The organism is Janthinobacterium svalbardense, assembly GCF_002327145.1.
GTDB lineage: Bacteria > Pseudomonadota > Gammaproteobacteria > Burkholderiales > Burkholderiaceae_D > Janthinobacterium > Janthinobacterium tructae.
This window is the reverse complement of the sequence record NZ_CP023422.1, coordinates 1,603,923-1,619,455: the sequence shown is the minus strand read 5'-3', so window position 1 is coordinate 1,619,455 and position 15,533 is coordinate 1,603,923. Positions and strand designations below refer to the sequence as shown.

Annotated in this window: 7 protein-coding genes; 2 read left to right on the top strand and 5 right to left on the bottom strand. The window is 59.2% G+C overall.

The window, feature by feature from the left end:
• Window positions 1-40: 40 nt before the first annotated feature.
• Both CNX70_RS07040 and CNX70_RS07035 read left to right on the top strand, forming a co-directional pair.
• Window positions 41-1,345, top strand: a complete 1,305-nt coding sequence (locus tag CNX70_RS07040) for an MFS transporter (protein ID WP_071079147.1) — start codon at window positions 41-43, stop codon at window positions 1,343-1,345.
• A 346-nt stretch (window positions 1,346-1,691) separates the two neighbouring features.
• Window positions 1,692-3,272 (top strand): isocitrate lyase, encoded by a 1,581-nt coding sequence (locus CNX70_RS07035; protein WP_096234112.1) that lies wholly within the window; start codon window positions 1,692-1,694, stop codon window positions 3,270-3,272.
• A gap of 180 nt (window positions 3,273-3,452) precedes the next feature.
• Here the strand turns inward: CNX70_RS07035 and CNX70_RS07030 are convergent, their stop codons facing one another.
• The 5 genes from CNX70_RS07030 to CNX70_RS07010 form a co-directional block, all read right to left on the bottom strand.
• Window positions 3,453-3,887: an STY0301 family protein gene (locus CNX70_RS07030; RefSeq protein WP_157750931.1), complete on the bottom strand. Its 435-nt coding sequence runs from the start codon at window positions 3,885-3,887 to the stop codon at window positions 3,453-3,455.
• 9 nt (window positions 3,888-3,896) lie between these two features.
• On the bottom strand, window positions 3,897-4,283 hold the full coding sequence (locus CNX70_RS07025) for a BPSL0067 family protein (protein ID WP_071079151.1): 387 nt from the start codon (window positions 4,281-4,283) through the stop codon (window positions 3,897-3,899).
• 514 nt (window positions 4,284-4,797) lie between these two features.
• The gene (locus CNX70_RS07020; RefSeq protein WP_096234110.1) at window positions 4,798-11,046 is read right to left on the bottom strand and encodes a DEAD/DEAH box helicase family protein; all 6,249 of its coding nucleotides are present in this window, start codon (window positions 11,044-11,046) and stop codon (window positions 4,798-4,800) included.
• Window positions 11,047-11,058: 12 nt separating this feature from the next.
• Complete coding sequence (locus CNX70_RS07015; protein WP_157750930.1) at window positions 11,059-14,364, bottom strand: STY4851/ECs_5259 family protein; 3,306 nt, start codon at window positions 14,362-14,364, stop codon at window positions 11,059-11,061.
• Between the two features lie 478 nt (window positions 14,365-14,842).
• Entirely contained in the window at window positions 14,843-15,532 is a 690-nt protein-coding gene (locus CNX70_RS07010; protein ID WP_244199058.1) for a M48 family metallopeptidase, read from the bottom strand.
• Window position 15,533 lies beyond the last annotated feature (1 nt).

Here is a 15,533-nt window from a genome sequence, read left to right as displayed (position 1 = left end):
TAGGTCTGGCAATCTCCGATAACACACAAGAACGAGACACATGCCTACTTCCAACACCGCCGCAATCAACGCCGCAAGCCGTCCCCTCACCAAACAAGACTACAAGACCCTGTCGCTGGCCGCCCTCGGCGGCGCGCTGGAATTCTACGATTTCATCATCTTCGTCTTCTTTGCCAACGCCATCGGCCAGCTGTTCTTCCCGCCGGAGATGCCGGAATGGCTGCGCTTGCTGCAAACCTTCGGTATCTTCGCCGCCGGCTACGTCGTGCGTCCGCTGGGCGGCATCGTCATGGCCCACTTCGGCGACTTGCTGGGCCGCAAGCGCATGTTCACCCTGTCCATCCTGATGATGGCCGTGCCGACCCTGCTGATCGGCTTGCTGCCGACCTACGCCACCATCGGCCTGGCCGCCCCGCTGCTGCTGCTCTTGATGCGCGTCTTCCAGGGCGCGGCCGTGGGCGGCGAAGTGCCGGGCGCCTGGGTGTTTGTGTCCGAACACGTACCGAGCCGTTTCACGGGCTTTGCCTGCGGCGTGCTGACGGCCGGCCTGACTGTCGGTATCTTGTTGGGTTCGCTCGTGGCGACGGGCCTCAACACCGTCTACACGCCGGCAGAAATCACCGATGGCGCCTGGCGCTATCCGTTCTTGCTGGGCGGCCTCTTCGGCTTTGGCGCCATGTATCTGCGCCGCTGGCTGCATGAAACCCCCGTCTTTGCGGAAATGCAGCAACGCAAGGCGCTGTCCACGGAAATGCCCCTGAAATCCGTGCTGCGCAGCCACCGCGGCGCCGTCGCCGTGTCGATGTTGCTGACCTGGATGCTGTCGGCCGGCATCGTCGTCGTCATTTTGATGACGCCTGCCCTGCTGCAAAAGATCCATCACATCGCGCCGCGCACCACCCTGGTGGCCAATACCGTGGCCACTCTGTGCCTGGCCTTCGGCTGCATCATCGCCGGCATGCTGGCCGACCGCCTGGGCGGCAAGCGCGTGATCTTCGTCGGTTCCGTGCTGCTGGCCATTTCCACGTATATTTTCTACACCACCGTCGGCAGCCGCCCCGACCTGCTGCTGCCCCTGTACGCGATGACGGGCCTGTTCGTCGGCGTCGTCGGCGCCGTGCCCTACGTGCTGGTGCAAGCGTTCCCGGCCCAGGTGCGCTTCTCGGGACTGTCGTTTTCCTACAACTTGTCGTATGCGATTTTCGGCGGCCTGACGCCCGTGGTCGTGACCTTGATGCTGAAGAACAACGTGCTGGGCCCTGCCTATTATGTGATCGGCGTGTGCGTGGTGGGCATGCTGACGGCGCTGTTCATCAAGGACCAGCGGCAGACCGTGGGACGATAAACGCGCCGCCTGCGCCCCAAGCCACCTTCGGGTGGTTTTTTTTCGCCCCGATATGTCGCGCTGCACCAAATTCTGAAAAGGCGTTTCACATCGCGAAATTTCAAACAGCAGACTCAGACATTGATGCTCTCACTTTTTGAAAATTCATTTCACATCCTGAAAAATCATAATTAAACCATTGAAAAACAAAGACTTAATTTAAGTTATATGTCTTATATAAGACTTGAACATTGGCGCCAATCGGCCTACTATTTAGTCATGCAGTTGGCTTCGACAAACGCGCTGGCGCACCGGCGACGCACTTCCCCATTTTCTCAAACTTAGTTTTTCTTTTTAGGAGATTCACATGTCCCAATATCAAGACGACATCAAAGCTGTTGCTGGTTTGAAAGAGCAACAAGGCAGCGCCTGGAACGCCATCAATCCCGAGTCCGCCGCCCGCATGCGCGCCCAGAACAAGTTCAAGACCGGCCTGGACATCGCCCGCTACACGGCGAAGATCATGCGCAACGACATGGCTGCCTACGATGCGGACCCATCCAAGTACACCCAGTCGCTCGGCTGCTGGCACGGTTTCATCGGTCAACAGAAGATGATCTCGATCAAGAAGCACTTCAACAGCACCGACCGCCGCTACCTCTACCTGTCCGGCTGGATGGTCGCAGCCCTGCGCTCCGAGTTCGGCCCGCTGCCAGACCAGTCGATGCATGAAAAGACCGCCGTCACCAGCCTGATCCGCGAACTCTACACCTTCCTGCGCCAGGCCGATGCACGCGAACTGGGCGGCCTGTTCCGCCAGCTGGACGCTGCCCAAGGTGCTGACAAGCAAGCGATCCAGGCCAAGATCGACGGCCACATCACCCACGTCGTGCCCATCATCGCCGACATCGACGCCGGTTTCGGCAATGCGGAAGCCACCTACCTGCTGGCAAAACAGTTCATCGAAGCGGGCGCCTGCTGCATCCAGATCGAAAACCAGGTATCGGACGAGAAACAATGCGGCCACCAGGACGGTAAAGTCACGGTGCCACATGAAGACTTCCTGGCCAAGATCCGCGCCATCCGCTACGCCTTCCTGGAACTGGGCGTGGACGACGGCATCATCGTTGCCCGCACCGATTCGCTGGGCGCTGGCCTGACCAAGCAGATCGCCGTCACCAATGAACCAGGCGACCTGGGCGACCAATACAATGCCTTCCTCGACTGCGAAGAAGTGTCGGCCGACGCGCTGGGCAATGGCGACGTCATCCTCAAGCGCGAAGGCAAGCTGCTGCGTCCAAAACGCCTGCCGAGCAACCTGTTCCAGTTCCGCGCCGGTTCCGGCGAAGAGCGTTGCGTGCTCGATTGCATCACCTCGCTGCAAAACGGCGCCGACCTGCTGTGGATCGAAACGGAAAAACCACATATCGCGCAAATCGGCGGCATGGTCAGCGAAATCCGCAAGGTCATCCCGAACGCCAAGCTGGTGTACAACAACAGCCCATCGTTCAACTGGACCCTGAACTTCCGCCAGCAGGTGTATGACATCATGAAGGCCGACGGCAAGGACGTGTCCGCCTACGAACGCGCCCAGCTGATGAGCGTGGAATACGACCAGACGGAATTGGCGATCACGGCCGACGAGAAAATCCGCACCTTCCAAGCCGACTCGGCCCGCGAAGCCGGCATCTTCCACCACCTGATCACCCTGCCGACCTACCATACGGCCGCCTTGTCGACCGACAACCTGGCCAAGGAATACTTCGGCGACCAGGGCATGCTGGGCTACGTGGCCGGCGTGCAGCGCAAGGAAATCCGCCAGGGCATCGCCTGCGTGAAACATCAAAACATGTCCGGCTCGGACATCGGCGACGATCACAAGGATTACTTCAGCGGCGAAGCGGCGCTGAAAGCAGCTGGTAAAGACAACACCATGAACCAGTTCTAAGTTTTTGGTTTGGCTGTAGAGTAAAAAACCCGCTTCGGCGGGTTTTTTTGCGTCTGCGCTGCAGGCAGGCGGCAATTTCGTAGGTCGGCTTAGCGAACGCGTAAGCCGACATGCACGGCCGCAGGCGCATCGGCTTTGCGGCCTGCGATCTCCCCAGCAATAGCGCTGATACCAACTCACTTACCGGCAGTCGATATCGATCTCGTTCTGCCCGGCCTTGCTGCCTTTTCTGTAGGTGAATTGGCAAAGGCTGACGCTGTCGTCCATTCTCCTCGACAGCGTAACTTCCCCATGCACGCCGTAGCTGCATTGCAGCCACTTGCCGTCTGGATAGCGGCCTTCCAGACGGTAGCTGAGCGTCGTTTTCCCTTTCTTCTTGCGCTCCCCGCTGGGCACGAGCTGCCCCCTGCGCTCCGGTGCGCCATCGATCGGCGCTGCGGCGCTCAGGTAGAGCGGGCTGTCGATATACGGCGTCCAGCCGGCCGGCACGGCATTCAGGCTGATCGATGCCGCAGGCACGCTCTCCGGGCAAGCATATGAGGCGGTCATGGCTGCCTGCGACAGCACCGGGAAAATGCAGCAGGCGGCGCCGGTCAACAAACGTTTAGCTTGCATGGATACTCCCTATTCGATGACGAAAAAAGCATCGGCATTGTTGCTGGGATCGATATGCAAGCCATTCTTGTACTGGCCTTTGGAACGCAAGGTGCGCGAAGTCACGATGCCCAGGCGCTTGCCCGACCACTGATCCATGACAATGATCCCGTCCAGCGTCTGTCCCATATACAGGGCTGCGTGATTGCCTTGTTGATGATTCGCATACTTCCCGTTGATAAACGTGGCAATGGCCGTGCCCTTGCGCAGCAAGCGATTTCCCAGCACTGCTTCCCCCTGCTTCCAGGCCAACGTGGCCGGCGCGCCCGCGTAGTGGCGGACCAGGGCGACGCATTGATGGTTGCCGACCATGGTGGTTTTTTCCAGGTCGTCGACTTTGGTGTAGGTGTAGGACATGGGACTCTCCGGGGGTGGTGGGAGAGGCTTACGATACATGCGGGAAACTATGGGGGAGTTGAAAAGGGACAAGGTTTGCGGGGGAGCAATGCAAAACCGCGCCCGCGTGCCAAGCCAGTCTCAGTCCAGTCGGCTGGCAGCGAAGCGAGAGGGGGATTCGAATCATAGCTGGCAAAGCGCATGGATGGCTGATTTTGACGGGTAGTAGATTGAAGAATACCCTCAACGATGCCCTTACCAAAAAGTTGCCTACCTGCACTATGAATTAATGCAACACAAAATATCCATTCGAGCTAAGGATTGAAAATCATTGTGTCGGTGATTTGACCGTCGCTAAGTATAGCCATCCAGCTCGGTCCAAATGTAAGTGATTTCGCAAAAGCGCTGTTCGGCGCCACCGAATTGAACTCACGGTTCAACACATTGGCGGCAACCGGAAAGCCGTGTTTGCTGTATGCCGCCAAGTGTCATTTTGTGTATGCGATGGTAATCGTTCTACAGCGCATGCCTCCCGTTAATCGGCTAGTACCGTCATATAGGTTGGCCAAACCCCAAGATTGCTGACTAGGACGCATCCCTGCCGTTCGCGCATCGCCTTCAGCTGTACGTCAACCGGCGCGTTGAAATTGAACGTCAGTTGATCACGATACAGCGCGCGTGGCGCCCAATATCCCATGCCTTGGTCGAGCATAATGCGGCTCTGTTTTCCGGAGGACCAGGTAACCGTAATCATCCGACTGTGCTGAACCTCGTTTGGCCTTTGACGGATATCGATCGCGAGTGCTGTATCGAGTTCCTCAGAGAGCCAGCGGCGCAGCATCTCCGACTGCACCCGTTCCGTTTCCCAGTCATGTTTCAGTTCATTCGATGGGCGCTTTAATTCCGGCACCAGCGATTGGATCTGTACGCTGCGCAGTGCTTCGTTCTTAAACACTGACAGCAATCCACTCAACAACATCACCGACCATGGTGACTTGATGTAGCGGTCGGAGTAACTGATCGCGACCGCACGGTCGTTGTCGATCAGCGCCGATAGCGTCGGTACCTTGGTCGCGAACAGTTCGCGAAGCCTAGCGCCTAGCGACGCGACCGTACCGTTCAGTTCCGCAACAATTTCCAGTACTGTCGCCCCGGTTGGCACCTGGTTCCAAGTACTGGTGTCGACGATCCCGGCGTCCAGCACACCGATCTCTTCCGACGTCGCCCAGACTGTCGCCGCGTCGGTCGCAAGCCACTGCTCGCCCGGCACCAGACACCTGTAGTCAGTCGCGAACAGGGAACGGACTTTGCCCTGTCCAACGATTTGGGCAGCCACCGGCACATCGGACACGGCGCCGTTACCGCTCAGTGCAACGATCCGTACTCCCAGCGCGCCATAGGTGGCCAACACGCGCCTTGACTCGTCGGGAAGTTCGGCCGGGAGCCGGACAGCGATGCAGACCTCCAGCTTGTCCACGGCTGACCAGGTCAAGATCCGGTTACGAAATTCCGGGTAGTTTAGGTCCCAGTCTTCCGGCTCACCACGCAGGACCAAGGTGATGCCGGTGGCGCCTTGGTTGATCGTCTGGCGAATGAAGCGCTGCGGCTCGAACGAACAATAGCGCGCGCCGGCGATTCCGGCGATCCCGGGCGGCAGCGCGAGATGACTCAGGTAGACATTCTCGTCGAGCCATTTTTTGGCGCCGAGGCGGTCTAGCTCTTCGGATTCGGCACGGCTGTCCTGGCCAGCGAGGCAGCTTGAACACACGTTGTCGCAGTTGGCTGGGCACACCAGTTTACTGGCCAGCGCCTGCAGGAATACCACAATATCGTCAAGCGCGGCCAGGACGAAACCAGCGCCTCCACTGACCTGATCGAAAAGCTGGATCACGGAGCGGCCGCTGTTCGAGACAAGATCCTTGTCAAGCCGGAAACCGTAGCCGATCTCGCTGCTGGCGATGCCTAGGCTGCTGGTGATGGTATCGCGCATCGCCAGGGCCAGCGTCCTGGCGACGACCTGATGCTCCGCTGAATCGCTCAGCCAGAGATGCGTCGTGGGACTCCGCAGGAATAGTTCGAGTACATCGGTCCAAGTCTGGAACCCAAGATGCACGTGCGCCTGCACGCCGGTTCCCGGGCAGACTTCTTCGCGCTTGCTGCCAGTAATACCGCCGACTGGACGGTGGCTACGGTCGGCGCGCAAGTCAAGCGGAACTTGGTCGTCGGCGGTCATTGAATCGGCGCGGCCGCAGGTCAAACAGATCGCATACCCGTTATCGTGCTCACCGGAGGAATGATGGAACACCGTGCCGTTGTGGCCAAAACGCAGGAAACCGCAACGTGCATCAGGCAGCGCCAGTACTTCGCCATCGAGGGCGACGCGCGGGCGCGCCACACGGATGAATTTTTGATGATCGATATCATTGGTGCTTTCCTCCCAGAAGTCGGTGACGAACCCAGATGGACGCAACACTAGTTTTTGTTCCGTATCGGGAATCGGCACGTTGCAGTTGCTGCATTGCAGATTTTCGCTGTTCAGGTAAGCGTTCTCCATGACGCCAGTGCAGCCGCACGTAGCGCAGCGCCACGACTTGTCGAATTTCTGAGCTTCGCGCGTCCCATCGCCTTGCCACGGCAATGCAATGCCGGCCGAACGATGCACGCGGCCATCAATGACGACCTGCGCCCCTGGCGCATATTCCCGGATCGCCACGTCGAGGCTGCGGGTCGGCTGTTCCTTCATTGTGAAGATATTGTCTTCCCGTTCATTCGTGTCACGCTGGCGCCGGGTTTCTGCGAATTCGGCGATGTTGTAGGTATTCAGGTTGACGACGTTCGTCGGAAAGCCGTAGCCGGGAAGGAACGCCCGTGCGGCCAGCTCGTGTAGCAAGAATGCCTCTTCGTGCCGCTTGAGCTCGAACTTCAGTGCACGTGTGTACGGTCCGTCCTTGGCGCCGAGGAGCTTGGTGCGCAGCTTGTCCGCTTCCGAAACCCAATAATCGGCGATCCGCCGCAACCCGCCTAACGTATCGGCAGCGATCGACTCAAAGGACCGTCCTCCCAGCCCGGTGCCGCGCACAATTCCCCGCAGATCCGCGCCGGTCTGCACTGGCAAGGCGCCGAGCCAGTCGGCAAACCGCCGCGCTGGCGCGTCCTCGCCACCGTCGAAGAACCACTTAACGTGCAGCCTGGTGCGGTCACCCTCGTCGGCCGGACTGTTTTCGAGCAGGAATGCGGAAAGTAAAAACGAATTCGCATGACGCTGGACGATCCTGTCAGAACTAAGCATCACGGTGGGCGCCGGGATGGCGGTGATGAAGGGCCACTTGGGCTGGCTGAACACGCGCCGGTTGTGTGGGTCTCCCTTGCACAAGGTATATGCAATGGCTCGGGCTTCGTTGCGGCGGCCGGCGCGGCCAGCGCGCTGCAGGTAGTTGGCTGGGTGGGGCGGCACGTTGTTCATCACGACTGCTGAAATGCCACCGATATCGACGCCCATCTCCATCGTAGTCGAGCAATTCAACACGTTGATTTTCCCCTCCTTGAACATTTCCTCGTAACGCTGCAGCTTGTCCGCCGACTGCTGCGCCGAGTGTTCGGCAGTCCGGTAGTAGAAGCCACCCTCGACGGTCCGGTCCGACATGTCGGTCCACAGGTTCTCCGATCGCAGGCGGGAAACTGCCGGGTCAGATGCCGTCAGCGCGCGAATCTGCGCCAGCTTGCCGGTGATGCCACCATCGGTCTTCAGCGCCGATAACTGAGGCAGGTCGATTTTGCGACATTGGAATAGTCCAGCCACCTTCTTGGACGGAAGGTAAGGCGTCAGGCCGCGGAAGGCGGTGTCGAGAAGGCGGTTCGTTACCGGGCAAATCCAGGCCTGCGTTGGCAGTGAGAATCCCAAGCGCGACAGGGACAACGAGTAAAGGCCATCGGTCTCCTGCAAAATGTGTGCGTTGACCAAGTCGCGCCAGGCTTGCTCCAACCACATGTTGATGAGAACGCGCTGTCGGTTGTCAGTGCGCGCGTTAAATCCGGTGGCCCGTTCGAGCAGCTTGACCAGGCGCCCACCTTGCCCACCGCGCAACTGGGGCCAGCGCTTGACGCGGGTGGTGTCGACAATGTCGCGGGTGGGCGGCACCAGTGTTTTTGGACTGAACCGACTTCCCATCCAGAACTGCATCGTCTGCTCAAGCTGGATGTAAGTATTTTCGCGCACAAAAAAGTCGAGTGTAACCTTCAGAAAATCATTCCAGTCGCGCTCGGTGAGGTGCTCACCGTAGCCATCGGCACCGACAACGCTAACAGCACGCGTGGTGAGCCATTCAGCGGGCGCCGGTAGCCGTCCGAGACCGAGATAATCGACCTTGACCAGTCCCAGCGTTTCCGAGCTGTTCTGGTGCTTCGGACGCCGCGCAAATTCGCGTGCCAGCAGCAACCTGGCCATCGTCGATTCGCCACCACCACCGGCAAACAGCGCCGGGTTTGCATAGCGATTGTAGTTGAGGATGGACTCCTTGACGGCCGGCTGGGACGCGAGTCGCTCGACCAACGTCTGCCATGCCATCGGAGGCGCCACCGTCATTGCCTGGCCGGCACGTATGGCCGCGACATCTGCGCGGATTTGCTCGGCCATCGCTTTCATCCCCATCCCCTCGAGTTTGTCGGCCTGGGCCAGCAACGCTTCTGGCGAAACAATCGGTGTGTCGCGCGGCGCGAGGTCCTCGGCTGCCTGCTCATTACGCAAAATTTCGAACACCAGGCCACGCAGCTTTGAGCGCTCGGCTTCCTGCTGCATTCGCACTGCCATCCGTGCCGTGCCTTGGCGGCTATCGGTAAACGTAATCAGTCGGCGTCCTCGCGCCGGCAACTCGTCCGGTGACTTGCCTTTCAGGTCGGCGGGGTCCGGATCTGGGCAATATTCCAGCACGGTGGGCACGACGTTGGCGACAAAAAAAGGGGCACCAAGGTATGACTTGCGCATATACACACGCTCATTTGCATGATCGCTGCAACAAGCGCATACGCTGTCCTTTTCGTCGGCCAAGTAGACCGGCAACTGGCGCGATGCGGATACGCCGCCCAACACTGCGCTGTCGAGATCGAGCCCGATGGCTATGTAAGCGTCGGCATTTTCACTGGCGACGGTGCGCACCAGTTTGCGCACTGCCCCGCGATGGTGCCCTCCCACTTCCTCGTTCAGGTCGCGGTCGTCGTCGTTTGCTTCATATCTCAGGGCAAACTCATCTCCCGCATTTACGTTGCATTGCATCAGTTTGCCGTCAATGTCTTCGGCAAGCAGATGGGGCGTCTTGCACTCATCACAGAAAGCAAGTTCGTAGACGGGCGCTCCGCAGTCGCAACGCGCGCGTTGCGTCACGTACACGTTCCCGAACGCCCACTCGGCAAGGCGTGCGGTCTTATAACCACAGTTGGGATCGACGCATGACCACAAGCCATGCAGCATGCGCTGGAACAGGTGGATCCGCAGTTTCAGGAACGGCGGCTCGGTGGGCGCCCTGGCAGTACCAGTCATCAGATCGAGCCATGCCAGCACCTGCCGCTGTTGTGATGCCAGATCACCGGGGGCAAGTTCTTCCGCAACGTTGGCTACCAGTTCGTTCAGACCGACCGGTTTTCCGCTACCCACGATGTGATGGCGTATCCGGGTCGCAACCATATTTTCCGACAAGGCGGCGAAGCGCTCGGGAGAGACCGCCTGGTCAGGAGCGATTTCCTGGATCGTGGCCGGGCCGGCACTCTTCAGGGGAGTCGTTGCAATGATTTCCGGTACGACGCGCGATCCGCCGATGACCACGACCCGTTCGGGCCTGACGCCGGCCAAGCCGGCGAGATAATCCTGCAACCGCTTGCTGGCGTTGTCATCGGCGATGGTGGCAGAGGTTGCGATGAATCGGATTTCTTCCGACTGCTTGCCGAACGCATGCACGACCCGACGCAGTAGCAGCGACAACTCGGCCGCCTGCGAGCCGACGTACGTGTGCGCCTCATCAAGCACGATCCAGCGCAGCGATCTTGCGTCACGTGAAATTTGCAGGATGGGATTGTCGACCTGGCGCACAAGCATGTATTCGAGCATTGTAGCGTTGGTCAACAAGATCGGCGGCGGCGCGCGCCGCAACGCCTGGCGCGACAGCACCTGATTAGGACCAAATTTATCCGGATTGTCGCGTTGCAGATGGCGAACCTGCGCATCGCTCTCTTTCGTCTTGCCGTTGTAGAGGCAGAAACGCACCTTGTCCCCGAACCGACGCGTCCAGGCATCGAGACGTTCCTGTTGAGAATTAATCAACGCATTCAGCGGATAAAGAAATAGTGCGCGCACACCGACCAGCGATGCGTTCCGCTCGGCCTGCTCGCGAATCAGGTCTTCCAAGATAGGAACCATGAAACACTCGGTCTTGCCCGAGCCTGTGCCGCTGGTGATTACCGCCGACATGGGTGGCTCGCTCAGCAGCGTTTTCCATGCCTGGACCTGGTGGGTGTAAGGATGAGACGCTGGCAAAAAACGGTAGGCATGGGCATGCTCCAGGTTGGCGAGCATCGCGGGTGACAGCAGCTCGCCCAGGATCTCAGGTGCCTCCTTCCAGCCGAAGGTATGTTCAAAGACGGGCGGCGCCAGAAAACTGCCCTCGGCGCCTAGTTCGTCACTGAACTGCTCGTTAAGATGCGCACGCAGAGCTTGGTCGCTGATGCCCAGCACGCTAAGGCTGGCTTCGCGGCTTCGATTAAGGCTTTGTTGGATAAGTTCGCTGAAATAGTGCATGTATTTTTGCCTCTACTGGCGGGTTAGGTACGAAACGAGGAGCGCATAGACCGGGTTGTACCAGAGGGCACGATCGAAATCGGCGATAAGCTTAAGCGCGAACCTCAGCGTCAGCGGGTCGTCGGACAGTTCGTCCAGCGTGGCTTTGCCGCTGGTCACATGCGCAAGAAAAATTGGCAGGTAGGTCACAGCATCGGTAAAGTTGGCATTTGACAGGCTGGTGATTTCTCGCGAAAACGCCGGCTCGCGATGCTGCATCCAATCCTTCAGCCGTTCCCCGAGCATGGATGGCCAGTCGAGGTTGCCTGAATGCGTACGGCGCAGGGTCTGATACCAGTCAGGTAGGATGAACTCCAGCGGCGGCACTTTGGGGAGCGAGCGCCGCTCACCAGTTTCAAGATAGGGACCAAACTGATCGAAACCGGGCACCACCGTACTGAGCGCCGCCGTGCGGTTCGCAAGTAAGTTCGACTGATAGCTATCGGGCAGGCCATTGTTTAACAGCCAGTCGCGTATCAGGCCGTAGATCTTGACCCAGAGCGGCAGGGGAATCGATTCCCAGATCAGCGCCAGTTCGTCGCGGATGCGCTCGCAGAAGGCGGTATCGAGTTCGAGTCGAAATACCGCCACTGCCACCGCTTCCGGATTGGCGGCCAACGACTGCCAGGGCAAGAAAGTCGAGAGTGGCAGGTGCGCGAAATGACGCCGCAGATCCGCGAGATATTGCCAGCCGCTGTGCGCAAAATCCTGCGTCATTGCAACAATCTGTTCATCGATGACATGGGGGGCGCGCTTCGGATGGAACGCCACCGCCGCATCGTGCAGCGATGCGATGACAAGCGGTGCAGCTTCCACCAGCGCGGGAATGTACAGGCGAGGACGAAACAGCACCGGTGACTCCGGGAGGGGGTAGATCAACCATGGTCCACCCTGCTGCATTTCAAGGGCCACCTCGAATTCGCCGACCGGCTCATCCGGGCCAGTGCGCTCCTTCAGCATCAGCGACGGTTTCCCGGGATCGGCCAGTTGCATCGCCGCCACTAGTGCGCCGGAATGCAACTGCCGGGCGCCAGCGCTGACGATGGCAAATGCACCGTCGTCGAGGAGAGTCAGCGCGGCATGGTAGCGCCGGATGTCCATCGACAGCAGCTTACGGTTCCCCTCGACGGTCAGGCGGACATATGCATCCTGTTCACTGACCACGCCGAGCATCTGAATGATGTCATTCTGGTAGCTAAAAAGATTCACTGCCAGTGGCGCCACGCCCGCATGCAGGCGGTAGCGTCGCCAGGGACGCGGATGTGGCAGCGCAGTACTGAAAAGTTCGAGTTGCAGCTCGAATGTCTGGCCACAGGAATTTCCTGAAAACAGGACAACGCTGGCGCCAAGCAGTTCGTCGAGCAGCAACCCAGACGGGGTGCCGGGGCGGCCATCGGCGCCGAAGAAGCAGGCGCCTTGGTATGGGTATGGGAACCGCAGTTCGATGCCTTCGGTACGTCCAGCGCGGCGCAGTTTGAGTACCAACTTTTCCGGCAACTGTCCCGGCGTGGCATTCAACGTGATGGTCGTTTCATCCGCGCTGCATTTCGCCGCTGCAGTGACGTTCGCATTAATTACCTTTACGTCGAGGCCGGTGCTGTGGCGCAGCACGGCACGGGCTGGCACGCCGGGGTGCAGGGTGATCCCAAAATCCGCCGGCACGACCCCGAAACTGCGCCGCAGCAGGGTTTCTCCCTCTAGCGTGCGGACGCTGTAATGAATTAGCCCGACGCGTTCTTGCACCCGAAGCGTCGCCAGCGGCTGCCCGTTCACGAATTCACGCAGCGTCTCGCGCGCTAGCGGATAGTCGACTGGCAGGTCGAGACGCGGCCAGCCGATGTAGACCAGCGCTGGCGACGATTCACATGGCAGGCAGTGGCCCCTGACATTGAGGAAAGAAAGCTCGTCCGCCTCCTTCCCGAGCCTGATGCGAAAGACTTCACCGTCGCTGCTGCAACAGATGTCGCTGCGGGCGTCGATCCAGCGGGCGCCGTTCGCCTCGCCAGCGACGTGCGTGATGGCATCGCCCGTTACATTGAACCCAGCCGGAATGCGCAGCCGGACATAGGCGCAGGCCAGCGCGCAGGATGCGCTGCCAATCAATTTCCATCCGCTGCCGTCCGGCTCGAATACCAGCGGGACATCGTCGTACTGGACGGCACTAGCGTCGAAATGAAAAGCGTGGACCGCAAGACCATCTTCCAGCAGCCTAAGACTGAGTGGCGCCGTGATATCGCGCCGCGCGATCTCCAGCCGGGGTTGCGGAAAACGCACTTTCCAGCCGGACTCGGCCTGCTGCACATAGACGGCGCCGCCCTTTGCGAGCAACCGGTCTCCTTCAAACACAGCAAGCTCGAGACGGGTATTGCGCAATGGAGTCACGCTGGCGTCGAACCATGCTGACTCGCCGAGTACCAGCTCGGACCTCAGGCGCCAATCGGGCAACGCGCCGGTGAGTCGGTGCGCACAGGTGAAGGCGACCGTCCGTGCAATTTCCTGGGCACGTTGATGGCGCTGTTGCTCCGCATCCTTGAGCCAGTCGTTGAGCAGTCGCCGGCCATTCGCCTCATCAAGAGGGATGGGAAAAGTCGCGCGCCAACCCTGGATCGTCTGATCGAGAAAGGCGGAAGGATCGGCATGGCCGCGCAGAGGATAGGTCTCGGCAAGATGCATCAATTGCTGGACTATGCCCGCAAGCAGCTGGCTGGTTTCCAGGTTTTGAAAAACCTGAGGCAGATAGCGCAAAAATTCACTCATTAGATCGGAGGTGGTGCGCCGCTCGGTCTGTGCCCTGTAGAAATTGCGAAGACCTGCGTGGATGGCACGTCCAAATCCATGCCCATCTGCCTGCAACAACATCCATGGCAACCCGCCTTCCGCAAACAGCGACCCCAACAAATCCCGTCCACTTGCGCGCAGGCGAATCGGCCGCTTCCAGTAACCGGCGAGACCGTCGTCCGTGAACTCTGCGTGTTGGGCAATTGTGAAGGTGACGCGCGCGCCGATGCGGCATTCAAACGTCTTCCAAGACCAACCGTCCCCGCCGGCGTCGTATTCACGTCGGTAGCATTCGGCAATGAAAAGGCAAAAGACCGCCGCCCAGCGCGGGCGTGGTTGCGGATTTCTCCAAGTTGCCAGCAGCAACGCGTGCAGTTCCTCGTACTCGGTTTCAGTGACCCGGTATGCATGTAACGGACGCCCGTCCGGCCGGGAGAGTCCCCGTAGCAACAAGAATTCCCCTAGCCAGGATTTCACTGAGTTAGTTGCCAGCACGTCCATGTCACCGTCCAGTAGCGCAGCATCGTGCAGCACAGGCACCACCGCTTGAAAGAATAACAACTATACCAAACTGGATGAATATTTAAAATAGAAAACTTATACACGCGCATAGCAGGGTATATGCTAAATGCGTAGCTCACGGCGATCGGACAGATCACTTGCTCAATCACATTATCGGACACACGCTTGTCTCACACGTATGCAGAAAGAAATGCCGCACTGATTCAAGATAGCTGGCATCCAGTCGCAGAGATAGCCGTGGTCGAGCGAAAGCAAGTCGTCACCGGAAATTCTAACCGGCCTGCGCAGAGAGGAAATCTTACAGAGCCACCACGAGCATGTGAAGCTAGAAAGAGAATCACCGTTCCTCTACAAAACTAAAAATGGCCGCTCACGCGCAGCATTCAAAATGCGCTCCTCGCCTGGCCAACTCGCGGCAAGCACCTTGCGAAATACTTTCTCAGTTGCTACCCAAATACTACAATCCCTCGACCGATGCCCCATTCCTACTCAACCAGTCTTTCCGCAATTCGTAGTCGGGGAGCGCACGTTCAACGCGTCGCCAGAAATCGGGGGTGTGATGTGGTTCATGCAGGTGCGCCATCTCGTGGACAACAACATATTCCGCAATTCGCGCTGGCAGCAGAATGGTCTTCCAATGGAAGTACAGCAGCCCCCCTTTGCCGCATGAGCCCCAGCGGTAGCCGAGGTCCTGCACCTTCACACCGGCCGGCGCAAGCTCCATCCGCGCGGCGTAGTCTTCGACTTTCGCCGATAGCCAGCGCGTTGCGTTGCCGCAGTACCAGCGAATCATGTGTTCACGCCCTTCGCTCGCGAGTATCTTGGACATCACGAAACGTCCACCAACTAACTTGACTGGCGCAATCGATTCGTCAACCAGGCGCAGACGAAAATTGCGGCCGAGGTAGAGAAAGCCCTCGCCATCGACGAACATCTTGTTGGGCACCTCGCGCGTCAAGGTCTCCTGGCGCGCCAGCTGCTGGTAGACCCACATACGCTTGCGTTGGACGAAATCGCGCAAGGTGGCCTCTGGAGTCTCTGCAGGCGCTGACAGAATCAGATCACCATTACGGTCAACAGTAATCTCCAAGGTCCGACGCACGGCGCTGCGTCGGACCTCAAAGCACAAGTCATCGACAGTCAGCATG

Coding starts and splice junctions, on each gene's coding strand:
- CNX70_RS07030 (WP_157750931.1), bottom strand. CDS start 3,887: ATGCAAGCTAAACGTTTGTTGACCGGCGCCGCCTGCTGCATTTTCCCG.
- CNX70_RS07010 (WP_244199058.1), bottom strand. CDS start 15,532: ATGCTGACTGTCGATGACTTGTGCTTTGAGGTCCGACGCAGCGCCGTG.
- CNX70_RS07035 (WP_096234112.1), top strand. CDS start 1,692: ATGTCCCAATATCAAGACGACATCAAAGCTGTTGCTGGTTTGAAAGAG.
- CNX70_RS07040 (WP_071079147.1), top strand. CDS start 41: ATGCCTACTTCCAACACCGCCGCAATCAACGCCGCAAGCCGTCCCCTC.
- CNX70_RS07015 (WP_157750930.1), bottom strand. CDS start 14,364: ATGGACGTGCTGGCAACTAACTCAGTGAAATCCTGGCTAGGGGAATTC.
- CNX70_RS07020 (WP_096234110.1), bottom strand. CDS start 11,046: ATGCACTATTTCAGCGAACTTATCCAACAAAGCCTTAATCGAAGCCGC.
- CNX70_RS07025 (WP_071079151.1), bottom strand. CDS start 4,283: ATGTCCTACACCTACACCAAAGTCGACGACCTGGAAAAAACCACCATG.